The sequence below is a fragment of the Bradyrhizobium iriomotense genome (assembly GCF_018129405.1).
In the GTDB taxonomy this organism is placed as follows: Bacteria; Pseudomonadota; Alphaproteobacteria; order Rhizobiales; family Xanthobacteraceae; genus Bradyrhizobium; species Bradyrhizobium iriomotense_B.
In genome coordinates, this window is record NZ_JAFCLP010000007.1 from 66,193 (window position 1) to 91,035 (window position 24,843).

At 64.5% G+C, this 24,843-nt stretch carries 22 protein-coding genes; 9 read left to right on the forward strand and 13 right to left on the reverse strand.

Annotation, left to right across the window (positions count from 1 at the left end; all coding sequences use genetic code 11):
• Positions 1 to 143: 143 nt before the first annotated feature.
• From ahcY to JQ592_RS17125, 3 genes are all read right to left on the reverse strand, one after another.
• Positions 144 to 1,565, reverse strand: coding sequence for an adenosylhomocysteinase (ahcY, locus tag JQ592_RS17115; RefSeq protein WP_211403986.1), 1,422 nt, complete (start codon positions 1,563 to 1,565; stop codon positions 144 to 146).
• 124 nt (positions 1,566 to 1,689) lie between these two features.
• Positions 1,690 to 2,886, reverse strand: coding sequence for a methionine adenosyltransferase (gene metK, locus JQ592_RS17120; protein ID WP_211403987.1), 1,197 nt, complete (start codon positions 2,884 to 2,886; stop codon positions 1,690 to 1,692).
• 63 nt (positions 2,887 to 2,949) lie between these two features.
• Positions 2,950 to 4,305, reverse strand: a complete 1,356-nt coding sequence (locus JQ592_RS17125; protein WP_211403988.1) for a hypothetical protein — start codon at positions 4,303 to 4,305, stop codon at positions 2,950 to 2,952.
• Between the two features lie 172 nt (positions 4,306 to 4,477).
• Between JQ592_RS17125 and JQ592_RS17130 the strand changes: the two genes are divergently transcribed.
• Positions 4,478 to 6,196 carry a caspase family protein gene (locus JQ592_RS17130; RefSeq protein ID WP_211403989.1) on the forward strand — a complete coding sequence of 573 codons (1,719 nt, stop codon included), beginning with the start codon at positions 4,478 to 4,480 and terminating at the stop codon, positions 6,194 to 6,196.
• 103 nt (positions 6,197 to 6,299) lie between these two features.
• On the opposite strand, the gene JQ592_RS17135 is transcribed toward JQ592_RS17130, so the two are convergent.
• From JQ592_RS17135 to JQ592_RS17160, 6 genes are all read right to left on the reverse strand, one after another.
• Positions 6,300 to 7,418 (reverse strand): cobalamin-independent methionine synthase II family protein, encoded by a 1,119-nt coding sequence (locus JQ592_RS17135; protein ID WP_211403990.1) that lies wholly within the window; start codon positions 7,416 to 7,418, stop codon positions 6,300 to 6,302.
• A 71-nt stretch (positions 7,419 to 7,489) separates the two neighbouring features.
• Positions 7,490 to 8,206 carry an ABC transporter ATP-binding protein gene (locus JQ592_RS17140; RefSeq protein ID WP_211403991.1) on the reverse strand — a complete coding sequence of 239 codons (717 nt, stop codon included), beginning with the start codon at positions 8,204 to 8,206 and terminating at the stop codon, positions 7,490 to 7,492.
• Entirely contained in the window at positions 8,199 to 8,954 is a 756-nt protein-coding gene (locus tag JQ592_RS17145) for an ABC transporter ATP-binding protein (RefSeq protein WP_211403992.1), read from the reverse strand. The genes JQ592_RS17140 and JQ592_RS17145 overlap by 8 nt, the downstream gene beginning before the upstream one ends.
• Positions 8,951 to 9,979, reverse strand: a complete 1,029-nt coding sequence (locus JQ592_RS17150) for a branched-chain amino acid ABC transporter permease (RefSeq protein WP_211403993.1) — start codon at positions 9,977 to 9,979, stop codon at positions 8,951 to 8,953. The genes JQ592_RS17145 and JQ592_RS17150 overlap by 4 nt, the downstream gene beginning before the upstream one ends.
• Before the next feature lie 8 nt (positions 9,980 to 9,987).
• Complete coding sequence (locus JQ592_RS17155; protein ID WP_018643262.1) at positions 9,988 to 10,857, reverse strand: branched-chain amino acid ABC transporter permease; 870 nt, start codon at positions 10,855 to 10,857, stop codon at positions 9,988 to 9,990.
• Between the two features lie 136 nt (positions 10,858 to 10,993).
• Positions 10,994 to 12,172 (reverse strand): ABC transporter substrate-binding protein, encoded by a 1,179-nt coding sequence (locus tag JQ592_RS17160; RefSeq protein WP_211403994.1) that lies wholly within the window; start codon positions 12,170 to 12,172, stop codon positions 10,994 to 10,996.
• 592 nt (positions 12,173 to 12,764) lie between these two features.
• Here JQ592_RS17160 and JQ592_RS17165 point away from each other — a divergent pair.
• Positions 12,765 to 13,058: a hypothetical protein gene (locus JQ592_RS17165; protein WP_211403995.1), complete on the forward strand. Its 294-nt coding sequence runs from the start codon at positions 12,765 to 12,767 to the stop codon at positions 13,056 to 13,058.
• Between the two features lie 72 nt (positions 13,059 to 13,130).
• Here JQ592_RS17165 and purU read toward each other — a convergent pair whose 3' ends face one another.
• Positions 13,131 to 13,994, reverse strand: a complete 864-nt coding sequence (gene purU / locus JQ592_RS17170; RefSeq protein WP_211403996.1) for a formyltetrahydrofolate deformylase — start codon at positions 13,992 to 13,994, stop codon at positions 13,131 to 13,133.
• 175 nt (positions 13,995 to 14,169) lie between these two features.
• Here purU and JQ592_RS17175 point away from each other — a divergent pair, with 175 nt between their 5' ends.
• Positions 14,170 to 15,006, forward strand: a complete 837-nt coding sequence (locus JQ592_RS17175; RefSeq protein ID WP_211403997.1) for a uroporphyrinogen-III synthase — start codon at positions 14,170 to 14,172, stop codon at positions 15,004 to 15,006.
• 48 nt (positions 15,007 to 15,054) lie between these two features.
• Here the strand turns inward: JQ592_RS17175 and JQ592_RS17180 are convergent, their stop codons facing one another.
• Positions 15,055 to 15,729, reverse strand: a complete 675-nt coding sequence (locus JQ592_RS17180) for a Crp/Fnr family transcriptional regulator (RefSeq protein ID WP_211403998.1) — start codon at positions 15,727 to 15,729, stop codon at positions 15,055 to 15,057.
• Between the two features lie 337 nt (positions 15,730 to 16,066).
• Between JQ592_RS17180 and JQ592_RS17185 the strand changes: the two genes are divergently transcribed.
• Positions 16,067 to 16,888 (forward strand): ABC transporter ATP-binding protein, encoded by an 822-nt coding sequence (locus tag JQ592_RS17185; protein WP_211403999.1) that lies wholly within the window; start codon positions 16,067 to 16,069, stop codon positions 16,886 to 16,888.
• On the forward strand, positions 16,885 to 18,816 hold the full coding sequence (locus JQ592_RS17190) for a long-chain fatty acid--CoA ligase (protein ID WP_211404000.1): 1,932 nt from the start codon (positions 16,885 to 16,887) through the stop codon (positions 18,814 to 18,816). The genes JQ592_RS17185 and JQ592_RS17190 overlap by 4 nt, the downstream gene beginning before the upstream one ends.
• A gap of 65 nt (positions 18,817 to 18,881) precedes the next feature.
• On the opposite strand, the gene JQ592_RS17195 is transcribed toward JQ592_RS17190, so the two are convergent.
• On the reverse strand, positions 18,882 to 19,247 hold the full coding sequence (locus JQ592_RS17195) for an endonuclease domain-containing protein (RefSeq protein WP_211404001.1): 366 nt from the start codon (positions 19,245 to 19,247) through the stop codon (positions 18,882 to 18,884).
• An 81-nt stretch (positions 19,248 to 19,328) separates the two neighbouring features.
• Between JQ592_RS17195 and JQ592_RS17200 the strand changes: the two genes are divergently transcribed.
• The 4 genes from JQ592_RS17200 (at position 19,329) to JQ592_RS17215 (ending at position 23,595) form a co-directional block, all read left to right on the forward strand.
• Positions 19,329 to 20,222, forward strand: coding sequence for a branched-chain amino acid ABC transporter permease (locus JQ592_RS17200; protein ID WP_018643253.1), 894 nt, complete (start codon positions 19,329 to 19,331; stop codon positions 20,220 to 20,222).
• 3 nt (positions 20,223 to 20,225) lie between these two features.
• A complete protein-coding gene (locus JQ592_RS17205) occupies positions 20,226 to 21,299 on the forward strand; it encodes a branched-chain amino acid ABC transporter permease (RefSeq protein ID WP_211404002.1) in 1,074 nt (357 codons plus the stop codon).
• Between the two features lie 43 nt (positions 21,300 to 21,342).
• The gene (locus JQ592_RS17210) at positions 21,343 to 22,623 is read left to right on the forward strand and encodes an ABC transporter substrate-binding protein (RefSeq protein ID WP_211404003.1); all 1,281 of its coding nucleotides are present in this window, start codon (positions 21,343 to 21,345) and stop codon (positions 22,621 to 22,623) included.
• A gap of 132 nt (positions 22,624 to 22,755) precedes the next feature.
• A complete protein-coding gene (locus JQ592_RS17215) occupies positions 22,756 to 23,595 on the forward strand; it encodes an ABC transporter ATP-binding protein (protein WP_211404004.1) in 840 nt (279 codons plus the stop codon).
• A gap of 65 nt (positions 23,596 to 23,660) precedes the next feature.
• Here JQ592_RS17215 and JQ592_RS17220 read toward each other — a convergent pair whose 3' ends face one another.
• Positions 23,661 to 24,812, reverse strand: coding sequence for an AGE family epimerase/isomerase (locus JQ592_RS17220; RefSeq protein ID WP_211404005.1), 1,152 nt, complete (start codon positions 24,810 to 24,812; stop codon positions 23,661 to 23,663).
• Positions 24,813 to 24,843 lie beyond the last annotated feature (31 nt).

Below are 24,843 nucleotides of genomic sequence, written 5' to 3' on the forward strand. Positions count from 1 at the left end.
AGGATTGTCCGCCCGCCGCCGCCGGCCGTCAATTGGCAATCAGCCGTGCTGCAACTGCAAAGCGAGTTGAATTCCATGTGCCGAAACAACAAAGCCCCGGATCGCTCCGGGGCTTCGCGTCGATGGTTGGTCGAACCGGTGGCTCAGTAGCGGTAGTGATCGCTCTTGTACGGACCTTCCTGCTTGACGCCGATGTAGTCGGCCTGGTCCTTGCGCAGCTCGGTGAGCTTGACGCCGATCTTGGCGAGGTGCAGGCGCGCGACCTTCTCGTCGAGGGTCTTCGGCAGCACGTAGACTTCCTTCTTGTACTTGCCGTCCTTGTTGTTGGCGAACAGCTCGATCTGCGCCAGAGTCTGGTTGGTGAAGGACGCCGACATCACGAAGGACGGATGGCCCATCGCGTTGCCGAGGTTCACGAGGCGCCCCTCCGACAGCATGATGATGCGATGCTTGTCGGGGAACTCGATCTCGTCGACCTGCGGCTTGATGTTGGTCCACTTCAGATTGCGCAAGCTCGCGATCTGGATCTCGTTGTCGAAGTGGCCGATGTTGCAGACGATGGCGCGATCCTTCATCGCGCGCATGTGCTCGATGGTGATGATGTCCTTGTTGCCGGTCGCGGTGACGAAGATGTCGGCGCGGGGCGCCGCATCTTCCATGGTCACGACCTCGTAGCCTTCCATCGCAGCCTGCAGCGCGCAGATCGGATCGACTTCCGACACCATGACGCGGCAGCCGGCCTGGCGCAGCGAGGCGGCCGAGCCCTTGCCGACGTCGCCGAAGCCGGCGACCATGGCGACCTTGCCCGACAGCATCACGTCGGTGCCGCGGCGGATGCCGTCGACCAGCGACTCACGGCAGCCATAGAGGTTGTCGAACTTCGACTTGGTGACGCTGTCGTTGACGTTGATCGCCGGCCACAACAGCGTGCCCGCCTTCTGCATGTCATAGAGGCGATGCACGCCCGTGGTGGTCTCTTCGGACACGCCCTTGATGCTCTTGGCGATCCCGGCGAAGTAGCCCTTCGGCTTTTCCTTGAGCTGCTTCTTCAGAAGCGCGAAGAAGACTTCCTCTTCCTCGGAGCCGGGCTTGTCGAGGAAGGCGGCGTCGCCGTTCTCGGCGCGCAGACCGAGATGGACGTACATGGTGGCGTCGCCGCCGTCATCGAGGATCATGTTCGGGTGACCGCCGCCGTGCCAGTCGAACAGTTTTGCGGTGTAGTCCCAGTACTCGGTGAGCGTCTCGCCCTTGACGGCGAAGACCGGAATGCCGGCGGCCGCGATCGCGGCGGCGGCGTGATCCTGCGTCGAATAGATGTTGCAGGAGACCCAGCGAATGTCGGCGCCGAGCGCGGCCAGCGTCTCGATCAGCACGCCGGTCTGGATCGTCATGTGCAGGGAGCCGGCGATGCGTGCGCCCTTCAGCGGCTGCTTCGGGCCGAATTCCTCGCGGGTGGCCATCAGGCCGGGCATCTCGGTCTCGGCGAGCGAGAGTTCCTTGCGGCCGAAATCGGCGAGCGAAATGTCCTTGACGATGTAATCGGTGAAGCCGGGCTTCGCGTTCATAGGGGGTTCCTGTTTGTTGGGCTCGTCGTTCCGGCGCGCTCGTGAATCGAACGACCCCGGAATCCGTAAGGTTCGAGATTCCGGGTTCGCCGCTGTCGCGACGCCCCGGAATGACGCACGAGAACTAGAGCGCGCGCTTCAGCTGCTCGACGAGATCGGTCTTCTCCCAGGAGAAGCCGCCCTCGTTGTCGGGCGTGCGGCCGAAATGGCCGTAGGCCGAGGTGCGTGCGTAGATCGGGCGGTTGAGGTCGAGATGGCTGCGGATGCCGCGCGGGGTGAGATCCATCGCCTTGGCGGCGGCCTGCTCGAGCTGGTCCTCCGACACCTTACCGGTGCCGTGGGTGTCGATGTAGATCGACAGCGGGCGCGCCACGCCGATGGCGTAGGCCAGCTGCAGCGTGCAGCGGTCGGCAAGACCGGCCGCGACGATGTTCTTGGCGACGTAGCGCGCCGCATAGGCCGCCGAACGGTCGACCTTGGTCGGATCCTTGCCGGAGAACGCGCCGCCGCCGTGCGGGGCCGCGCCGCCATAGGTGTCGACGATGATCTTGCGGCCGGTCAGGCCGGAGTCGCCGTCGGGACCGCCGATGTAGAACTTGCCGGTCGGGTTGATGTGCCAGATGGTCTTCGGCGTGATCCAGTCCTTCGGCAGCGCCTCGCGAACATAGGGCTCGACGATCTCGCGGACCTGGTTCGAGGTGAGGTCCGGAACCAGGTGCTGGTGCGAGACCACGATCTCGCGCACGCCGACCGGCTTGCCGTTCTCGTATTGCACGGTGACCTGGCTCTTGGAGTCCGGACCGAGCACCTTCTCCTTGCCGGAGTGACGGGCTTCGGAGATGAGGCGGAGGATCTTGTGGGCGTAGAAGATCGGCGCCGGCATCAGATCCGGGGTCTCGTTGGTGGCGTAGCCGAACATGATGCCCTGGTCGCCAGCGCCCTCTTCCTTGACCTCGCCCGGCTGCAGCGCATCGACGCCCTGGGCGATGTCGGCCGACTGCGGATGCAGCAGGATCTCGATGTCGCAGGTCTTCCAGTGGAAGCCTTCCTGCTCGTAGCCGATGTCCTTGATCGCGCCGCGCACGACGCTCTCGATCTGCTCGTTGGTGACGGACTTCGGGCCGCGGGTCTCGCCCGCAATCACGACCTTGTTGGTGGTCGCGAGCGTTTCGCAGGCCGCGCGGATCTGCCACGGGTCGATGCCAGCTTTCGGCCCCTCGCGGTAGAACAGATCGACGATTTCATCGGAGATCCGGTCGCAGACCTTGTCCGGATGGCCCTCAGACACGGACTCGCTGGTGAAGAGATAGGACGCGCGCATCAAGTAACCCCTTGTTCCGCCACTCGACGGCGGTTCGTTTGCGATGTTTGCCGTTGGATTGTGTCAATCACGCCGGCGCGAGATGACGTAGGATTCGTCAAGAAACCAGAGGCCGTTGTACTTTCTCAGCACGTCCCTGGCGGCATCCAGAGTGCGGCCGTTTTGAGTCATTTCTGTCAACCGGTCGTCCTCGATCTGAGCGACATACACCGCCGCATTCCACGCTGCAAAGGCCGTCGAGGTTCCGATATTGCCCGTAACCTCGTTGGGCAGAGCTTCCATATCATACCTGAAGATCGAGCGGTTATCAGCATAAGCATTAAAATTTAAGTCGCGGCCCAACGACCCGAGCTCGTACTTCACGGCGCGCAATAGCTCATGACGGCTCACCGAGAAAGGATTTTCTCCGGGCCAGATGGCCTGGATCATTTCCATGCCCGGATCCTGGCCGTGGGAGTGGATTCCGATCAGGCGCCCCCCCGGCCGCAGGGCCCGCGCCAGGGGTGCAATGATCCGCTTTGCCCGAAAATTGACCGAGGACAGCGCGCGGTATGGCTGGGATGCAATAACCAGGTCGAAATTGGCCTCGGTCTGGCCCGGCCGCGGAATGGTCGAATCCAGCAGGAACCTGTGGTCCTCGCGATAGAGCACGAGGACGACGGGCCGCTCGTAGAGCGGCATGGCCGTGCGCGGGCTGATCGCGGCGCGCCAGTTCTGCTCCAGGAACGGCCTGAGCTCGGCGATCTGCTGCTCGAACTCGCCCGATGAAGATCCCCGGAGCGGGACTTCGTGCCAGACGGTGGCCGCTGCCGCCGCGGGCGATGCCGGCGTGAGCCAGGGCGCTTCCGAATAGAACATGTTCGTGAAGACAAAAACCGACGCCGGATGCTCGAAAATGCGGTCCGGCACCCTCTCCAGCGTCAGCCGCAGGTCCTCGAGGCTGAGCTCCTTGCCGGCCACGTAGAACGGCATGTGCGGGTAGCGCTGGTGCGTCGCGCGCAGCACGCGCGCCAGCACCGTGCCGTCGCCGACGCCGGCGTCGAAAATGCGCAGTGCCGGCGGGCGCGGATGGATGGCGGAGAGCTCCAGCGCGACCCGGTCCGCGATGACCCGCTTCTCGCTGCAGGTGTGGACGAACAGCAGGTATTTCTGCCGGTTCTCGAAAAAGCGGAAATTGCCGCGGGGATCGCGCTTCTCGGGGGGCACCTGAAGCCCGCGCGGCGGTGGCAGGCCGCCCGTCGTCGATGCCGCGATATAGGCCTGGATCCGCTCCAGCGTGTCGATGGTGATGCGCTTGCCCTCGCGCAGGCGCTGCACGAGCTTCCCATCGTTCACCGCACGCCGGCCGAAGGTCGATTCCGCCATGCCCGCCTTGCGGCAGAACTCGGTGATTTGGCTCAGGATTTCGTCGTTCTTCATGAGTGGGAAGTCGGTGGGCAGAGCAATTGGGGACTGCCTCTTAACAAATTCTGCCCACTAGGGAAATAGGGACGAAATCTCTTCCCCGCCACGTTCGCATTGGCGAGAGGGGTGAACCCCTTGGCGCGGCCGGGCAACAAACAAGCGCCTCTCCTCCTATGGGACGACCACCATGCGCCGCCTGCTCGTCGCGCTCTGCCTGCTCACCGCCGCGCTGTGGCCGGCATCCGCCCTGGCGCAGGCGCGCAACCAGCTCGGGCCGCTCTGCACCACGGAGACCACCCCGGCGGACAAGATGGTCGACGCCTGCACCAAGATCATCGCGCTGAAGGTTTTCAAGGGCGAGCAGCTCGCGACCGTCTATTTCTGGCGCGCCGTGGGCTGGAACAAGAAGGGCGACTACGCCAAGGTCATCACTGATGCCACGGAGGCGATCCGGCTGCAGTCGAGCCAGGCAGTCTACAACCTCAGGGGCTCGGCCTATTACGACAAGGGCGACTACGACATCGCGATCGCCGATTTCGACGATGCGCTGAAGCTCGGCCCGCCCAGCGGCATCATCTTCCACAATCGCGGCAATGCCTGGCGCGGCAAGCGCGACTATGCCAAGGCGATCGCCGACTACGACATGTCGATCAAATCAGATCCGAAATCGGCGTTCTCGTTCCAGAACCGCGGCATCTCGAAGGAGGCGCTCGGCGATCTCGACGGCGCACTCGCCGACATCAACCAGGCGATCCGGCTCGACCCCTCGCTGCCGCAGCCGCTGATCAACCGCACCTCGATCTGGCGCGCCAAGGGCGATTTCGATCGCGCCATCGCCGACGGCAGCGAAGCGATCCGGCTCGCCAAGGACAAGCCCCCGGTCAACATCATGACGCCGCCTAACAGCGTGCTGATCTCGGGCTACACCCATCGCGCACTGGCCTATGAAGCCAAGGGAGACTACGCCCGCGCGCGCGACGACTACAAGGCGACGCTGGCGATCGTGGCATCCGATGCCGGCAGCAAGGCCAACCAGGCAACGGCAAAGGTGCGGCTGTCGCTGGTGACGGATGCGGCCGCGCCGATCCCGCGCGATGCGCCTTCACCCGCGACGCAGCCGGCAGCATCCCCTGCCTCGCAGCAGACCGGCGCGGCACCTCTGCCCTCGTCCGCTCCGGCCGTCCGCGGCACACGCATGGCGCTGATCATCGGCAACGGCGCCTATGCGCATGTGAAGGCGCTGCCAAATCCACCGAATGATGCGCGGGCGGTCGCGAAAAGCCTGCGCGACATCGGCTTCACCGTGTCGGAGGGCGTCGACCTCGACCGCGCAACGATGCAGAAGATGACGCGCGACTTTCTGCGCGCGGCCGCGCGAGCGCAAGTGGCGTTGGTCTACTATGCCGGCCACGGCGTGCAGGTCGACGGCCGCAACTATCTCATTCCCGTCGACGTCGAGCTCAAGCCGGGCACGGGCATGACGGAGGCGATGATCGACATGGACACGATCATGGCCGGCCTCGACGACCAGGTCCGCACCAACATCCTGATCTTCGATGCCTGCCGCAACAATCCGATGGCGCAGCAGGTGGCGAGCGCCGGCACCAGTCGCGGCATCGAGGATGCCTCGGGTCTCGCCGCGCCCACGAGCCTCGGCGCCGGCGCAACGCTGGGCGCCGGCACCCTGATCGCTTTCGCCACCGCACCGGGCCAGGTCGCGCTCGACGGCGAAGGCGCCAACTCGCCGTTCTCCGCCGCACTGTCCCGCCACATCGGCACGCCCGGGCTGGAGGTGCAACAGATGCTCACGCGGGTGCGGGCGGAGGTGGTCTCGACCACGAAGAACAAGCAGGTGCCGTGGTCGAACTCGTCGCTGCTGGGCGAGGTCTATCTGGCGGAGAAGTGACGACGCGCATGCGCGTCGTCATCCCGGGATGGTGCGCGCGCACCAGACCCGGGATCTCGAGATCCCGGTTCGCGCCAGGCGCGCCCCGGGATGACGCTACGCGTCAGTTACCCCACACTTCCTTCGCGATCTCGACCGCGAGGCTGAGCTTGGCCCACTGCTCCTCCTCGGAGAGGATGTTGCCTTCTTCGGTCGAGGCGAAGCCGCATTGCGGGGACAGCGCGAGCTGCTCCAGCGGCGCGAACTTGGCCGCCTCTTCCAGACGGCGCTTGATGTCCTCTTTCTTCTCGAGCTCGCCGAACTTCGAGGTGATGACGCCGACCACGACGACCTTGTTGCCCTTGGGCAGGAAGCGCAGCGGCTCGAAGCCGCCGGCGCGATCGCTGTCATATTCCAGGAAGTAGCCGTCGTAATTGGTGCCGGCGAGCAGGGTCTCGGCCACGGGTTCGTAGCCGCCCGAGGAAATCCAGGTCGAGCGGAAATTGCCGCGGCAGACATGCGTCGTCACCACCATGTCGGCAGGCTTCTCGGCCAGCGCGTAGTTGATGATGCGGGCATAGATCTGCTGCAGGCCGTCCGGATTGTCGCCGCGCTCGCGCGCCTTCTGCAATTCGTCCTGCGAGCAGAGATAGGCCCAGACGGTGTCGTCGAACTGGAGGTAGCGGCAGCCGGCGTCGTAGAACGCTTTCACCGCCTTGCGGTAGGTCTTGCCGAGGTCCTCGTAGAAGGCGTCGAGATCGGGATAGACGTCCTTGGAGATCGACTTGCGGCCGCCGCGGAAGTGCAGCACGGCCGGCGACGGGATCGTCATCTTGGCAGTGACGTGGGCCTGGTCGGCGACCTTCTTCAGGAAGCGGAAGTGATCCAGCATCGGGTGGTCATCGGGGAAGTCGAGCTTGCCGATCACACGCACCGCGTCGTGACGGGTCTGCACGCCCGTGAACTGGATGCCGGTGTCGGGGTGGAACAGCTCGCAGCCGGTCAGCTTGGCCAGGAAGTCGAAATGCCACCAGGAGCGGCGGAATTCGCCGTCGGTCGCAAGCTTCAGCCCGATCGAGGCCTGCTTGTGCACGACCTTCTCGATCTCCATGTCCTCGATCTTGCGCAGATCGTCGGCCGAGATCTCGCCATTCTCCAGACGGCTGCGGGCTTCCTTGATCTTGGCGGGGCGCAGGAGGCTGCCGACCTCGTCGGCGCGGAAGGGGGCTTTGGTTCGCTGCATTCTTGTTTCTCCCGAAATTTCAGTCGGCGCTCGTTGTACTCCCTCTCCCCGCGGGCGGGGAGAGGCGAAGATTAGTGGGCGGCCGCGCCTGCAACGCCGAGGTGGCGCTCCAGAACCGAGGGGTCGGCCTTCAGCGCGGCGCTCGGGGCGTCGTGGACGATCGTTCCGCGCTCCAATATCACAACGCGGTCGGCGAGCCCCAGAATCTTTTGCGCGTTCTGCTCGACGATGATGGAGCAGATGCCGCCCGCCCGGGTGATGGTCCCGATCGCCTTGAGCAGCTCCTCGACGATGATGGGGGCAAGGCCCTCGGTCGGCTCGTCCAGCAGCAGGACCTTCGGGTTGAGGGTCAGCGCGCGGCCGATCGCCAGCATCTGTTGCTCGCCGCCGGAGAGCTGGTTGCCGAAATTGCTCCGCCGCTCCTTCAGCCGCGGGAACATCTCGTAGACTTTCTCGACCGTCCAGGGGCCCGGCTGGGCCACCGCCGTCATGTTCTCCTCGACCGTGAGCGAGCGGAAGATGTTGCGCTCCTGCGGCACCCAGCCGATGCCGGCGCGCGCCCGCTGGTCGGGCCGCAAGGTGGTGACGTCGGTGCCGGCCAGCGCGACGGTGCCGGAGAAGCGGCGGGTGACGCCGACGATGGAGTTGATCAGCGTGGTCTTGCCGGTGCCGTTACGCCCGAGCAGCGCCAGCACCTGGCCCTCGGCGAGGTTCAGCGTCATCTTCGGCAGCACCACCGCCTCGCCATAGCCGGCGCGTAAGGCATCGATTGCGAGCAGGTCAGACATTGACCGCCTCCTCGCCGAGATAGACCGCCTTCACCTGCGGATCGCGCGCGACCTGCTCGGGCGGGCCCTCGGTCAGCAGCGCGCCGGAAACCAGCACCGAGATGCGGTCGGCGAAAGAGAAGACGAGATCCATGTCGTGCTCGATCAGCAGCACCGTGACGTCGCGCGGCAGCGCGCCGACCACAGCGAGAATGTCATGGCGCTCGCTCTCGGGCACGCCGGCGGCGGGCTCGTCGAGCAGCAGCACGCGCGGCTTGGCGGCAATGGCGACCGCGATCTCGAGCAGGCGCTGCTTGCCGTAAGGCAGCGTCACGGTCTGCTCGTTCATGACGTCGAGCAGATGGAAGCGCGTCAGCAGCTCGGCGATCTCGCCGTTGACGTCGCTGCGCGTCCCCATCCGCCGCCACCAGTCGCCGCCATGGCCGAGGCGTTCGGACACGGCAAGACCGATGGTCTCGAGCGGAGTCAGGTCGGGATAGAGCTGGTTGATCTGGAAGGTGCGCGACAGGCCGCGCAGCACGCGCTTGTGCACGGGCAGGTCGGTGATGTCCTGCCCTTCGAGCAGGATGCGGCCGGAGTTCGGCTTCAGCACACCAGTGAGCTGGTTGATCACGGTGGTCTTGCCGGCACCGTTCGGGCCGATCAACGCATGGCGGGCGCCCTGCTCGATTCTGAGGGAGAGATCGCGGGTGACGCGCAAGCCGCCGAACTGCTTTTCGAGATTCCGGGTTTCGAGCGCGATGGTCATGCCTCGCTCTCCGGCACGGCGACGACGGCCTTGCGGCCCGCGACCTGCTTGATGATCAGGTTCGGTACATACAACACCCAGCGGTGCAGGCGCTGGCGGCCGACCAGCACGATCACGACCAGCACGAGCCCGATCCAGAACTGCCAGTATTGCGGGGTGATGGTGGAGAACAATTCCTGGAGCATGCGGAACACCACCGCGCCGATCAGCCCGCCATAGAGATAGCCGGTGCCGCCGATCACGAGTACCAGCATCAGATCGGCGGAGCGCTCGAAGGCGAACACGTCGAGCGAGGCGATCGCGGTGGCCTGGGTGAACAGCGCGCCCGCGATGCCGGCATAGAATGCTGCCAGCGTGTAGATCGCGATCAGGCGACGGTTGACGGGAATGCCGATGGCGGCGGCACGCAGCGGGTTGTTCTTGATGGCGCGCAGCGACAGGCCGAATGGCGAGTGCACGACCCGGCGGGCGAGCAGGAACAGCACGAACAGCACGGCGAGCGAATAGAAGAAGCCGGCCTTGCCGAACATGTCGAACGGGATCTCGCCGAAGATCGGCTGCATCTCGATGCCTTGCAGGCCGTCGGTGCCGCCGGTGATGTTGGAGAAGCGCTCGGCGAGCGCCTCCAGCAGCAGCGCAATGCCAAGCGTCACCATCAGGCGGGTCAGATCGACGCCGCGGATCACCAGAAAGCTGGTGGCGAAACCGAGCACCATCGCAGCAAGGCCCGCGACGATGAGCGCGAGCACGGGCTCGTTGATGATTCCGTGCAAGGCCAGAAGTCCCGCCGCATAGGCGCCGACACCGAAGAAGGCGGCGTGGCCGAGCGAGACGATGCCGGCATAGCCGAGGATCAGATCGAGCGACATCGTGAACAGCGCAAGCCGCAGGATGTCGGTCATGATCAGATAGCGCGTGGGAAACAGAAAGCCACAGGCCAGCACGACGAGCCAGAAAGCGGCCTCGCCGTAGTGCCAGCGCGCCTGGCGCTGGGCATGAAAACCGACGTCGGAAGAAGCGGTCATCGGCGAACTCAACGCGCGGCCGTGCGGCCGAACAGGCCGTTCGGGCGCCAGATCAGGATCACGATCATCATGGTGTAGATCACGAAGGGTCCCATCTTCGGCACGTAGTACTTGCCGGCGACGTCGCCGATGCCGAGCAGGAGCGAGGCCAGGAACGGGCCCGTTATCGAGGAGGAGCCGCCGACGGTGACCACGATCAGAAAGTAGATCATGAACTTCAGCGGGAAATACGGGTCGAGGCCGAGGATCTCGGCGCTGAGCGCGCCGCCGAGTCCGGCGAGCCCGCATCCGAACGCAAAGGTGAAGGCGAACACCTGCGGCACGTTGATGCCGAGGCCGCTGGCGGCGCGCGGGTCATCGACCGCGGCGCGCAGGCGGCTGCCGAAGCGGGTCTTGGCCAGCACCATCTGCAGGCCGATGGTGAGCAGGCCGCAGATCACGATGATCATCAGGCGGTAGCGGCCGATGCCGACGCCGAACACGTCGAACTGGCCCTGCAGCGCAGCCGGCAGGTTGATGAACACGCGCGAGGAGCCCTGGATGTAGTCGACGGCTGCGACCGACATGAAGGTCAGGCCGATGGTGAACAGCACCTGGTCGAGATGACTGCGGGTGTAGAGGTGGCGGTACAGCGTGCGCTCGAGCGCGATGCCGATCGCGGCCGACGAGACGAAAGCGAGCGGCAGCGCGGCGAAGAACGGCCAGCCCATCCGGTTGACCAGCACCATGCAGACATAGCCGCCGGCCATGGCGAAGGCGCCATGGGCGAGGTTGACGAAATTCATCAGACCGAGCGTTACCGCGAGCCCGCAGGCGAGCACGAACAGCAGCATGCCGTAGGCAACGCCATCGAACAGGTTGGTGAGAATTGCTGTCATCGAGAGTAGATCGTTCCTGGTAGACGCTCGTCACTCCGGGGCAGCGCGAAAGCGCTGAACCCGGAATCTCGTTTCAACAATTTCCAGATACCGGATGCGCGCTAATGCGCGCCCCGGGATGACGCGCTTTCGCGCGTCACTTCTTGGTCTTGCCGAGATCCTTGACGGCCTCGAAGGTCGCGAACTCGACGTTGTAGAGCTCGCCGTCGACCTTCTCGACCTTGCGGATGTAGATGTTCTGCACGATGTCGCGGGTCTCGGGGTCGATCGAGATCGGGCCGCGCGGGCTCTCCCACTTCTGGCCCTTCATCGCCTCGATCAACTTGTCGCCGTTGGTGTCGCCACCGGTTTTCTTCAGCGCCTCGTAGATCAGGTGGATGCCGTCATAGCCGCTCACCGCCATGAAGCCGGGGCGGTTGCCGTAGGCCTTCTTGTAGGCCGCGACGAAATCCTTGTTCATCGTGGACGGATGCGCGGCGGAGTAGAGATGCGCGGTGACCGTGCCGAGCACGGCGTCGCCCATGTTGTTGAGCAGATCGTCGTCCGTGACGTCGCCCGGTCCGATCACCTTGATGCCGGCCTTGTCGAGACCACGCTCGGCATATTGCTTCATGAAGTTGCCGCCCTGGCCCGCCGGCACGAACACGAAGATCGCGTCGGGCTTGGCGTCCTTCATGCGCTGCAGGAACGGCGCGAAGTCGGGGTTTTGCAAGGGCGTCTTGACCTCTTCGACCACCTCGCCGCCGCCCGCGGTGAAATTCTGCTTGAAGAAGTTGAGCGCGTCATTGCCCGGCGCGTAGTCCGAGGTCAGCGTCGCCACCTTCTTGATGCCGTTCTTCACCGCCCAGTCGCCGATGATGGTCGAGGACTGCGCCAGCGTGAAGCTGGTGCGCACGATATAGGGCGAACGCTCGGTGATGATGGAGGTGCCGGCCGCCATCACGACTTCCGGAATCTTGGCTTGCGTCGCGAGCGGAGCCGCCGCGAGCGCTGCCGGCGTCACGCCGAAGCCGGCGATGAAGTTGACCTTGTCGTTGACGATCAATTCCTGCGCGGCGGTCTTGGTCTTGTCGGGGATCGCAGCGTCGTCCTTGAGGATGATCTCGACCTTCTTGCCGGCGACGGTGTCGCCCTTCTGCTGCATGTAGAGCTTGACCGCGTTCTCGATCTGCTTGCCGGTCGAGGCCTGGCCGCCGGTCATCGGCAGGATCAGGCCGACCTTGACCGTGTCTTCCGCCTTGGCGGGCGCGACGGCCGCGAGGCCCGCGATGGCAGCGACCGCTGCGGTACGTGAAAAAATCTTGCGTTCGAACATCAGATGTCCCTCCCCTTCATTCCTGACCTCTTGTGAGCCGGACCGAGTGCCCGGTCCTTGCCGCGCTTAACTCACGGACGAGCCATGCCGTGCGGCCACATGGCGTCCTCTGCAACCCCGTTGTCAATCGGACGTTGGGCGACCATTCGGCGCAAGCCGCGTGATCTGCCTCAACGCGGCAGGGAGAGATTTGTACGATTGTACAAATAAAATGGTCCTGTCAACGAAAAAGCCCCTCGTGGCGTTGGCCCGTTGGGCGATGGCTCGTTGCTGCGCCACTGTAAGAAGGCCGCACGAGGCCGTGGATGGAGGATTCCGCCTCTCATTTGCAGAATCCGGACATCTCACGTGCTTTGCGGTGAGGCCGCTTCGTTGGCGCTCGCCGAACGAGCATGATGGTGAATACGTTATGTATACCGTATCAGCTAAAGGCGCACCATCAATGGTTAAATTTGCTTACCATAATACCTGTTATGTATACAATATCACCGACCCTCGAATAGGCCAATTTTACATGTTGAGGGTTATAGTTCGCCGCTGACGCCCATCCCGGCGCCCCCTCATCCGCGCCCGATCGGGCACGACCTAGAAGATGTCCATGCATTCCCGTTCGCTTTCGATCGCTGCCGCAGTCGCCCTGCTCGCTTGCAACCTCGCAGGCTGCGGCACGGTCAACGAGAAGCTCTCGGCCGGCGTGGGCGACTACGTCCCGCAATGGGCCGGCGGCCTGCCGGCCGATGCTCCGCCGCGACCGGGCACGCCGCAATACGACGCCTACATGAAGGAGCGCGAGCGCAAGCGGCTGATGCCGGCGGCCGATCGCGAGAAGGAAGAGCAGGCGCAGAAGGGCGCGGCGGGGACGACGTCGGCTGGCGCGGTGCGTTAAGGGAGCGAATGGCGAATAGCGAGTGGCGAATATGGCCACCCTTTCTATTCGCTACTCGCCACTCCCTATTCGCTAATCCACGAACACCACCGTCTTGCGGCCGTTGAGGATGACGCGGTCGTCGAGATGGTAGCGGATCGCGCGGGCCAGCACACGGCGTTCGATGTCGCGGCCCTTGCGCACGAGATCCTCCGGCGTGTCGCGGTGGCTGATGCGCTCGACGTCCTGGTCGATGATCGGGCCTTCGTCGAGGTCGCTCGTGACATAATGCGCGGTGGCACCGATCAGCTTCACCCCGCGCTCATGCGCCTGGTGATAGGGTTTTGCGCCCTTGAAGCCGGGCAGGAACGAGTGGTGGATGTTGATGCAGCGTCCGGAGAGCTTTGCCGAGAGATCGTCGGACAGGATCTGCATGTAGCGGGCGAGCACCACGAGATCGGTCTTCGTCTTGCCGACGAGGTCCATGATCTGCCCCTCCTGCTCCCGCTTGGTCTCCTTGGTAACGGGCAGATGGTGGAACGGAATGCCGCCGAAATCGAGCCCGGCATAGACCTCGCGCGGATGGTTGGAGACGATCGCGGTCGGAACCATCGGCAGTTCGCCAGTGCGCCAGCGATAGAGGATGTCGACCAGGCAATGGTCCGATTTCGACACCAGCAGCAACACCTTGCGATGCGCAGCGCGGTCGCGCATCTGCCACTCCATGCCGAAACGCTCGGCGATTGCGGCAAAACCGGTCTGGAGTGCCGCGAGCTCGACGGCGAGATCGGCCGCGGTGAACACCACACGCATGAAGAAGTTCTTGGTCTCGACGTCGTCGAACTGCTGGGCGTCGAGAATGTTCTGTCCGTTATGGGCCAGGAAGGTCGACACCGCCGAGACGATGCCGGGACGATCCGGACAGGACAGGGTCAGGACATATTGATGGTCGGGCATCTCGATGAACAGGCTTGGCTCTTGATGAAGGTTTGTGCAACGGCCGCGGAACACCCCGCGAATTGCGCCCTGCTCTAGCACCGACCCTAGCCTTGCGCCAATCCCAAGACTTGCTTCAACGTAGAGCGCAGAGTCAGGATGAACGTACCATTGCGATTGATACCGGAGCACGCCCATGGCCGACCGCTTGAACGGCACCCGCATCCTGATCCTGGAAACACGCGAGGAGGCGCAGTTTTCGAAGCTCCTGGCCGAGCAAGGCGCCGATGTCGTGCAGTGCCCGATGTTCACGATCCATGACGCGCCAGACCCCGCTCCCGTCGAGGCCTGGATCCGCCGCGCCATCGACAGGCCGTTCGACGACCTCGTGCTGATGACGGGCGAAGGCCTGCGGCGGATCATGAAGCTCGCGCGGGCCAGCGGGCTCGATCAGGCCCTGGTCGCGGCCATCGCCAAATCGCGAAAATTCACGCGCGGACCGAAGCCCGGCAAGGCGTTGCGCGAGATCTCGCTCGAGGCGCAGCAGACCACGGAGAAGCCGACCACCGAGGGCGTGATCGAGATGCTGGGCAAGCTCGACCTGAATGGGCGGCGCCTCGGCCTGCAGCTCTATCCCGACAAGGACCACAGCGCACTGACCGGCGCGCTCTCGGCGCAAGGTGCCGAGGTCGATACCGTGCTGCCCTATGTCTACGATTCCAAGGCCGCGGATGCCAACATCGTCGCCGCCATCGACGAGATGGCGGAGGGACGCATCGACTCCATCGCGCTGACCAATCTCGGCCAGGTCCGCCGCCTGATCGACGCCGCCAAGGCCCATGGCAGCGAGGTGAAGCTGCGCGCAGGTCTCGAACGCACACTGATCGCATCGGTCGGCCCGGCAGTCTCCGGCGAGCTCGCCGCGCACGGCCTGCGCACCGACGTCTCGCCGGCCGACGAGGCCTATTTCATGCGGCCGTTGATCTCGGCGATGGCAAGTGCGCTGGCGGAGCGGAAGGCGGGGGCGAAGTGAACGAACCGCCTCCGCAGAGTCGTCCTGGCGAAAGCCAGGACCCCGCCACTAATCGCCGTACCCGCGCAGCCGCTCGATATCCAGAATCGTCACCCCGCCATATTCCAGCCGCAGCAGCCCCTCCTTTTCCAGCCGGTTCAGCGCGCGGTTGGCGTTCTGGCGCGACATGCCGGAGAGCGCGCCGATCTCCTCCTGGGTGATCTCCAGATGCGCCGTCGATTCCGGATAGAGGATCGGGTTGAACAGCGAGGCGATGCTTCGCGCGAGCCGCGAGGTGGCATCGAGCGTGCGGTTGACCTCAAGCATGCCGATGAACTGGCCGAGCCGCTCGTTGAGCTGGCGCACCAGGAAACGATTGAAGCCGACGCTGTTCTCGAACAGCCACATAAACGCGCTGCGCTCCATCAGCGCGACGCGGCTGTTGCGCAGCGCCACCACGTCGTAGCGGCGCGGCTCGTTCTTGAGCACGCTGCCCTCGCCGAACCAGGCCCCCGCCGTCAGCCCGGCTAGGCTCGTCTCCTTGCCGTCGCGCGACACCCCGCCCATCCGGGCAAGGCCGAAGACCATGCCGGCCCAATAGTCGAAATTGTCGCCGCGCATGAACACGGTCTCGCCGGTGCCGTAGGACCGCTCCGTGATTCCGGCGCGGGCGACCTCGATCTCCGCGTGCGTGAGCTCGCGCGACCAGGCGGCAACGCGCTTCAGATGATCCTCTGAAATCATGATCCCGAAGTCAGCCGCACCGTGTCGTCACTCCGTCCTATGCTGCATTGCAACACCATCATTCCGGCCCGGCATCCGACGAAAGATGAAGACCGCCTCGGTCCGAAAAACTTTTGTCGCAGAATTGTCAGGCCGGAGACATTTCAAAATAGCGCTTTCCCTTATTGAGAGCCACCTCGGGTGATGCGGCTTTTGATCCCAAACGGGAACGAAAGTGGCGACCGTCCGGTCGAGACCAATAGCTGCATGGTCTGGCCGGCACGGCCGTACTAGGATCGCCCGACAGGAACGGACGAAGAGCGCCAATCAAGCGCCATCACCGGGAGGGATTCGTTTGGTGGCTACCAGTCTCGAAGTGCGCGGCGTGTCCTTGCGATTCGGCGGCGTCCGTGCGCTGACCGATGTCGGCTTCGCCATCAAGGAAGGCGAGCTGTTCTCGATCATCGGCCCCAACGGCGCCGGCAAGACCTCGATCGTGAACTGTATTTCCGGACGCTACAAGCCGACCGAAGGCCAGCTGTTCTACCAGGGCCGCGACATCACCGGCCTGACCCCGAACGCCCGCGCCTCGCTCGGCATCGGCCGCACCTTCCAGAATCTGGCGCTGTTCCACCACATGAGCGTGCTCGACAACATCATGGTCGGCCGCCATCACCTCCTGAAGAACAACTTCCTCACGGGATCGCTGTACTGGCTCACCGGCGCTCGCAAGGAAGAGCTCGCGCACCGCCACAAGGTCGAGGAGATCATCGACTTCCTTGACCTGCAGTCGGTCCGCAAGGCGACCGCCGGCACCCTCTCCTACGGCCTGCGCAAGCGCGTCGAGCTCGCCCGCGCCATGGCACTGGAGCCGCGCCTCATCCTCCTCGACGAGCCCATGGCCGGCATGAATTTCGAGGAGAAGGAGGACATGGCCCGCTACATCGTCGATCTCAACGAGGAGTTCGGCATGACGGTGGTGATGATCGAGCACGACATGGGCGTGGTGATGGACATCTCCCACCGCGTCATGGTGCTGGATTTCGGCCGCAAGATCGCCGAGGGCGATCCGGGCGCGGTGCTCGCCGATCCCCACGTCAAGCGCGCCTACCTGGGTGAAGAAGACGAGGTGCTGGTCGATCCCGACGACAAGCCCGCTGCTCCGGAGTGCGCGGCATGATGGATTATGCGGGCCGCGTCGCGCAGGCCGACACCTATCCGAAGATGCTCCGGCTCAACGCCAGGGAGCACGGCAACGAGATCGCATTGCGCGAAAAGGATCTCGGGCTGTGGCGCATCTTCACCTGGAACGACTACCAGACTCGCGTGCGCGATTTCGCGCTCGGCCTGCTCGAACTCGGTCTTGGGCGCGGCGACGTGATCGGCATCATCGGCGACAACCGGCCGGACTGGGTCGCGGCCGAAGTCGCAACGCATGCCACCGGTGGCCTCAGCCTCGGGCTCTATCGCGACGTGCTGGATGAGGAGGCCTCCTATCTCCTCAATTATGGCGAGGCGCAGCTGGTCTTCGCCGAGGACGAGGAGCAGGTCGACAAGCTGCTCACGCTCGCTGACCGTGTCCCGAAGCTGAAGCACATCATCTATTCCGACCCGCGCGGGATGCGGAAATATGACGACCCGCGCCTGATGTCGGCGGAAAAGTTCGCCGAGCTCGGTCGTGCCCGGGCCGCACGCGAGCCGGAGCTCTACGACAAGCTGGTCGATGCAACCAGTGGCGAGGATGTCGCGATCCTCTGCACTACCTCCGGCACCACCTCGCATCCGAAACTCGCGATGCTCGCCGCCGGCCGCGTGCTCGGCCATTGCGCAACCTATCTCGCGTTCGATCCGAAGGGGCCGGACGACGAATATGTCTCGGTGCTGCCGCTGCCGTGGATCATGGAGCAGGTCTATGTGCTCGGCAAAGGCCTGCTCTGCCGGATGAAGATCAACTTCGTCGAAGAGCCCGACACGATGATGAACGATCTGCGCGAGATCGCGCCGACCTTCGTGCTCTTTGCCCCACGGGTCTGGGAATCGATCGCTGCCGACGTCCGCGCCAAGGTGATGGATGCGACGCCCTTCAAGCAGCGCCTGTTCGACATCGGCATGAAGTCGGGCCTCGCGGCGCTCGAGCAGGGCAAGCGCTCCGGCTTTGCCGACGCGATCCTGTTTCGCGCGCTGCGCGACCGCCTCGGCTTCACCCGCCTGCGCTCGGCCGCCACCGGCGGTGCGGCGCTGGGGCCTGATACCTTCAAGTTCTTCCAGGCCATGGGCGTGCCGCTGCGCACGCTCTACGGCCAGACCGAACTGCTGGGCGCCTACACGCTGCATCCCGAGGGCAAGGTCGATCCTGACACGACCGGCGTGCCGATGGCGGACAGCGTCGAGATCCGCATCGACAATGCCGACGTCCACGGCGTCGGCGAGATCGTGGTGCGGCATCCCAACATGTTCCTGGGCTACTACAAGAATCCCGAGGCCAGCGTTGCCGACATCAGGGACGGGTGGATGCTGTCGGGCGATGCCGGCTATTTCAATGCCAACCAGCAGCTCGTCGTCATCGATCGCATCAAGGATCTCGCCGAGACCTCGCGCGGCGAACGCTTCTCGCCGCAATTCATCGAGAACAAGCTGAAATTCTCGCCCTATATCGCGGAAGCCGTGGTGCTCGGGGCCGGCCGCGACGCACTCGCGGCGATGATCTGCATCCGCTACTCCATCATCTCGAAATGGGCGGAGAAGAACCGCCTCTCCTTCACAACCTACAGCGACCTCGCCTCGCGGCCCGAGGTCTACACGCTGCTGCAAAAGGAGGTCGAGACCGTCAACGCCACGCTGCCGCCGGCGCAGCGCATCTCGCGCTTCCTGCTGCTCTACAAGGAGCTGGACGCCGACGACGGCGAGCTCACCCGCACGAGAAAGGTGCGCCGCGGCGTCATCAACGAGAAATACGAAGGCATCATCGACGCGATCTACCGCGGCGATTCCGACATCCCCGTGGACACCGTGATCCGCTTCCAGGACGGCACCACGCAGCGCGTGCGAACGACGCTGCGCGTGGTGGACCTCGGCGGACACGGCCACATGGCGGAGGCCGCGGAGTGAGCAAGCCAACAAGGCACGCCGCTGCCCTTCGCCTCTCCCCGCCTGCGGGGAGAGGCCGGAGCGCGTCAGCGATCCGGGTGAGGGGGAGCCTCCGCGAGCGCGGTGACAATCGTCTCGAGAACGCCAGCCAGGTTGTGCGACACGTCGTTGTTCCAGAAACGCAGGATCCGATAGTTTCGATCGGTCAGCCATTTGTCGCGCACGGCGTCGCGCGGACTGTCGGCGTGTTGGCCACCGTCCACCTCGATGATCAGGCGGGCTTCGCGGCAAATGAAGTCTACCGTGTACGGACCAATCGGCTCCTGCCGGACGAATTTATAACCGTTCAGTCGGCGAGCGCGCAGGCGATACCACAACACTCCTTCCGCATCTGTCGAGGCGCTGCGCAGGCTTCTGGCACGCCTCGTCTTGCCCTCATCGGCACCTCGCATGCGGAGACTCCCCCTCACCCGCCGCGCGTTCCGCGCGTCGGCCTCTCCCCGCAAGCGGGGAGAGGCGAAGGATAGCATAGCATGAACACCGCCTTCCTCATCCAGCTCCTGGTCAACGGCCTCGTGGTCGGCACGCTCTATGGCGTGGTCGCGATGTCGTTTGTGCTGATCTACAAGGCGACGCAGGTCGTCAATTTCGCGCAAGGTGAATTGCTGCTGGTCGGTGCCTGGGTGTGCTGGGCGCTGCTCGCCAAATACCAGGTGCCGTTCTGGATCGGCATGCCGATCACGCTGGTGTTCATGTTCGTGTTCGGCATCGCGGTCCAGGTCCTGATCCTGCGGCCGATGATCGGCGAGCCCATCATCTCCGTGATCATGGTGACGATCGGCCTGTCCACCGTGCTGCAGGCGACGCTGAAATGGATGTTCGGCGTCAACCCGCAGCCGTTCCCGCGCGTGTTCGAGAGCCAGTCGGTGAGCCTGTTCGGCCTCCAGATCCAGACCGTCTATGTGATGAGTCTCGTCGTCTCGGTCGCGATGATGATCGGAATGGCCTGGTTCTTCCGTGCATCGAAATACGGCCTCGCCATGCGCGCCACCGCGTTCAACCAGCAGGTCGCGCAGTCGCTCGGCATCTCCGTAAAAAGCGTGTTCGCGATGGCTTGGGCCATCTCGGCCACCGTATCGGCCGTCGCAGGCGTCGTCGTCGCTGTGGTGAACGGTGTCTCATCAGGCCTGGCCGCCTACGGCATAAAAGTGTTTCCGGCTGCGATCCTCGGCGGGCTCGATTCCGTCGGCGGCGCCGTGCTCGGCGGCATCATCATCGGGCTGCTCGAGAACGTCGCCCAATATGTCGACAGCGAGTATCTGCACTGGGGCAATCTCTACGAGATCGCGCCGTTCTACGTCCTCATCATCGTGCTGATGATCAAGCCCTATGGCCTGTTCGGCACCCACGACATCGAGCGGATCTGACCCATGGCCGGCCCTGCCCTCATCCCCGCTGGTGATTTCCGCACCTCCTACGCCGCGGACACCACGATCTTCCCGACCACGACCAGCCGCAACTTCGCGATTCTCGGCGTTGCGCTCCTTTGCCTCGCGCCGCAATTCTTCAGCGGCTACTGGCTCAGCATCCTGATCCAGATCGGCATCTTCTCGATCGCGGCGCTCGGCCTCAACATCCTGGTCGGCTTCACCGGCCAGATCTCGATCGGGCACGCTGCGTTCTTCCTGCTCGGCGCCTTTACCTCGGCCTACATCTCCAACAACGCGCCGATCCCGGTGTTCTTTGCGATCCCGCTCGCGGGCGTCGTGACTGCGCTGGTCGGGCTGATCTTCGGTATCCCGGCCGCCCGGCTGAAGGGCCTCTACCTCGTCATCGCGACGCTGGCCGCGCAATACATCCTGCTCGACTTCTTCTCGCGCGCCGAATGGTTCTCCGGCGGCTCGGTGCCGGCGAGCGCCGAGCCGTTCTCGATCTTCGGCTACACGCTGCGCGGCGACAGGCAATATTTCTACGTCGTGCTGGCCTATGTGCTCTTGAGCTACATCCTCGTCACCAACCTGATGCGCACGCGCGACGGCCGCGCGCTGGTCGCGATCCGCGACCATTATCTCTCCGCGGAGATCATGGGCATCAACCTCACCAAGTACCGCACGCTGTCGTTTGGCCTTGCCGCCTTCTTCGCCGGCATCGCGGGTGCGCTCTACGCGCACTACCAGCTCGTGGTGTCGCAGGAAGGCTTTGGCATCGAGCGCTCGATCCTGTTCCTGGCCATGATCATCATCGGCGGCACCGGCTCGATCATGGGCACGCTGATGGGCACCGCCTTCGTGGTGCTGCTGCCGGAATCGATGGAGTGGATCAGCCTGCATCTGAAGGGGGGCGCGATCGATCATGCGCTGTCGCTCAATACCAACATCAGCTTCCTGCGCGAGATCTCGATCGGGCTCATCATCATCGCGTTCCTGATGTTCGAGCCGGACGGGCTCGCGCATCGCTGGCGGCAAATCAAGGCTTACTGGAAACTCTATCCGTTCTCGCATTGAGCGCGGCAAATTCGGCATAAACGATAACAGGAGGAACCAACCAATGACGATGAACTCCCTTTTGAGCACCGCTTCCCTCGCGTTTGCGATCGCAGGTTTTGCGGCGCCCGCGCAGGCGCAGATCGCGATCGGCCACCTCGCCGATTATTCGGGCGCGACCTCGGAAGTCGGACAGCCCTACGGCCAGGCCGTCGCCGACACCTTTGCCTGGATCAACAAGAACGGCGGCATCGGTGGCAAGCAGGTCGCCCTCGACAGCAACGACTACGGCTATCAGGTGCCGCGCGCGATCGCGCTCTACAAGAAATGGTCCGGTGGCGACAAGGTCGCGGCGATCATGGGCTGGGGCACTGCGGACACCGAAGCGCTGACCGGCTTCGTCGCGCAGGACAAAATCCCCTATGTTTCCGCCTCCTATGCGGCGGCGCTGACCGATCCGGAAGGCACCAGCGGCAAGGCCAAGCCCGCGCCCTACAACTTCTTCTACGGTCCAAGCTACTCGGACGCGATGCGGGCATTGGTGACCTGGGCTGCGGAGGACTGGAAGGCGAAGGGCAAGCCCGGCAAGCCCAAATTCGTCCATATGGGCGCCAACCATCCCTATCCGAACGCGCCGAAGGCCGCCGGTGAGGCGCTCGCCGCCGAGCTCGGCTTCGAGGTGCTGCCGCCGATCGTGTTTGCGCTCACCCCCGGCGACTACAGCGCACAGTGCCTGAGCCTGAAATCATCAGGCGCCAACTACGCCTATCTCGGCAACACGTCCGGCTCCAACATCTCCGTGCTGAAGGCCTGCAAGGCCGCCGGCGTCGACGTGCAGTTCCTCGGCAACGTCTGGGGCATGGACGAGAATGCCGCCAAGGCCGCGGCCGATGCGGCTGACGGTGTCGTGTTCCCGCTGCGCACGGCCGTCATCTGGGGCGGCAACGCGCCGGGCATGAAGACGGTGATGGAAATCTCGAAAATGTCGGATGCGAGCGGCAAGGCCTATCGCCCGGTGCACTACATCGCCGGCGTCTGTAGCGCGCTCTACACCAGGGAAGCGCTCGACTGGGCCGCCAAGAACGGCGGCGCCACCGGCGAGAACGTCGCCAAGGGCTTCTACCAGAAGAAGGACTGGGTGCCATCAGGCATGGACGGCGTCTGCAATCCCTCAACCTGGACCGACAAGGACCATCGCGGCACGCTGAAGGTCGATCTCTATCGCACCAAGGTGTCGGGCGCGACCGACGGCGACCTCAACGACCTCATGGCCAAGGGCACGATCAAGCTCGAGAAGGTCAAGACGGTCGAGCTGCCGCGCAAGCCGGAATGGCTGGGGTGGTGAGCCCTAGTCCGTTCGTCGTTCCGGGGCGCCTCGAAGAGGCGAACCCGGAACCTCGAGATTCCGGGTTCGGTCCTGCGGACCGCCCCGGAATGACGGGATAGAGCCGCGACGACACCGAGAGAGTAATTGACCATGAGTGAAACGGCTCACATCGAGCGCCCCTCCCCCAGCATCGTGCCCGCACCGCCCCTCCTCGCCGTGCGCAACATCGAGGTCGTCTATGACGATGTCATCCTGGTGCTGCGCGGGCTCAGCCTCGACGTGCCCAAGGGCGCGATCGTGGCGCTGCTGGGGGCCAACGGTGCCGGCAAGTCGACGACGCTGAAGGCGATCTCGGGACTGCTCAAGACCGAGGACGGCGAAGTGACGCGCGGCGAGATCCTGTTCGAGGGCGAGCGCATCAACGGCATCGATCCGGACAAGATCGTCCGCCGCGGCATCTTCCAGGTGATGGAGGGTCGGCGCATCGTCGCCGACATGACCTCGCTGGAGAACCTCAGGCTCGGCGCCTTCACCCGCAGGGACCGCGAAATCGATGCCGACCTCGACATGGTCTTCAACTATTTCCCGCGCCTGAAGGAGCGCACCGGCCTTGCCGGCTATCTCTCCGGCGGCGAGCAGCAGATGCTCGCGATCGGCCGTGCGCTGATGGCGCGGCCGAAGATGATTTTGATGGACGAGCCGTCGATGGGCCTGTCGCCACTGCTGGTGAAGGAGGTGTTTTCCATCATCCAGAAGATCAACCGCGATCTCGGCGTCACCATCCTCTTGGTCGAGCAGAACGCGCGCGCCGCACTGTCGGTGGCGAGCCACGGCTACATCATGGAGCAGGGCAAGGTCGTGCTCGACGGCACCGCGGACGAATTGCGCGACAACGAGGACGTCAAGGAGTTCTATCTCGGCGGCGCCGGCGACCAGCGCAAGAGTTTTAAAAACCTCAAGAGCTTCAAGCGGCGCAAAAGGTGGCTTTAACAAAGCGTTTTCGAGCGAAGTGGGAACCGGTTCGCGTGAAGAAAACGCGTCAAAACAAAAGAGTCTTACTCAAGCACCTGCTCCGCTTCCGTGACTGCGCAGAGAACATGATAGAACGACGACGCAGGAATGGTGTCGACCAGCGATTTGCCGTCGCGATCGAACTGATCGTACCAGCCGCCCCGAACGGGATGGCTGAGATAATGCCGTTCGAGCCGCACCAGCGCCACGCGCGCTTCCTCCGCCGCGCCCGCCTCGCCGGACTCGGCCTGCGCGATCCACGCTTTTGCGATCTCGGTCTGCGGCCACAGCCGGCGCGTGCTGCGGCGGATGTTGCCGCTCGCGTCGCCCTCGTCGATCAGGCAGCCCGTCGCCTCGTCGCGATAGCGCAGCGCCGTCGCCAGCAGCTCCGCGCGCCGCTGCCCGGTCGGACAACCCGTGATGCGCTCGAATCCCTTCAGCAGCCAGACCCATTCCGCCTGATGGCCCGGCTCGACGCTGACCGGCTCGATCTTCGACCAGTCCTCCTCGAAATACTCCGACAACACGTGCTTCTGCTTGTCGTAGAGGTTGGCGAGGAACAGTGCGAAGAACTCGCCGGCACGGTTCTGGAACGACAGATCATGGGTTGCGTCGAAGCACGCGATCATGGCCTCGAACAGGTGCATGTGCGGGTTCTGCCGGCGCGGCAGCGAGACCGGAAGGCCTTCGTGGACGCCGCCATGCGGCGAGCGCAGGTGGCCGTCGAGGAAGGCGAGCAGCGCGTCGATCTCGGCGCGCACCTGCGCGTCCCTGTCGAGCGCGTAGACCGTCGCGAGCGCAAACAGGATGAAGGCATGGTCATAGGCATCGCGCCGGCCGTCCAGCACCGCGCCCTCCGGCGTCAGCCGGTGCACATAGCCGGGCCTGCCGTCGGGCGCCTTGGCCTTCGCCAGCAGGTGCTCCAGTCCCTCCAGCGCGATGGCGCGACCCTCAGGATACCAGCCCATCTGCGCTGCCTTGGCGTAGCACCAGATCTGCCGCGCCTGCACGAACACGCGCCGCGGCGCGGCGGCATCCGCCGTGCCGTCGCGGTGCAGCCGGTCGATGAAGCCGCCCATGGCATGATCCCAGCCGATGGTCGACCACAGCGGCATCGCGTCGTCGATCATACGGCGCTTCAGGCGCGCCACGACGCCGGCCGTCTCCTCCGCCGCCATGATCCGTTCCTCCGCCATCTCGCACTCCCCACGTCCCGACTATGGCCGT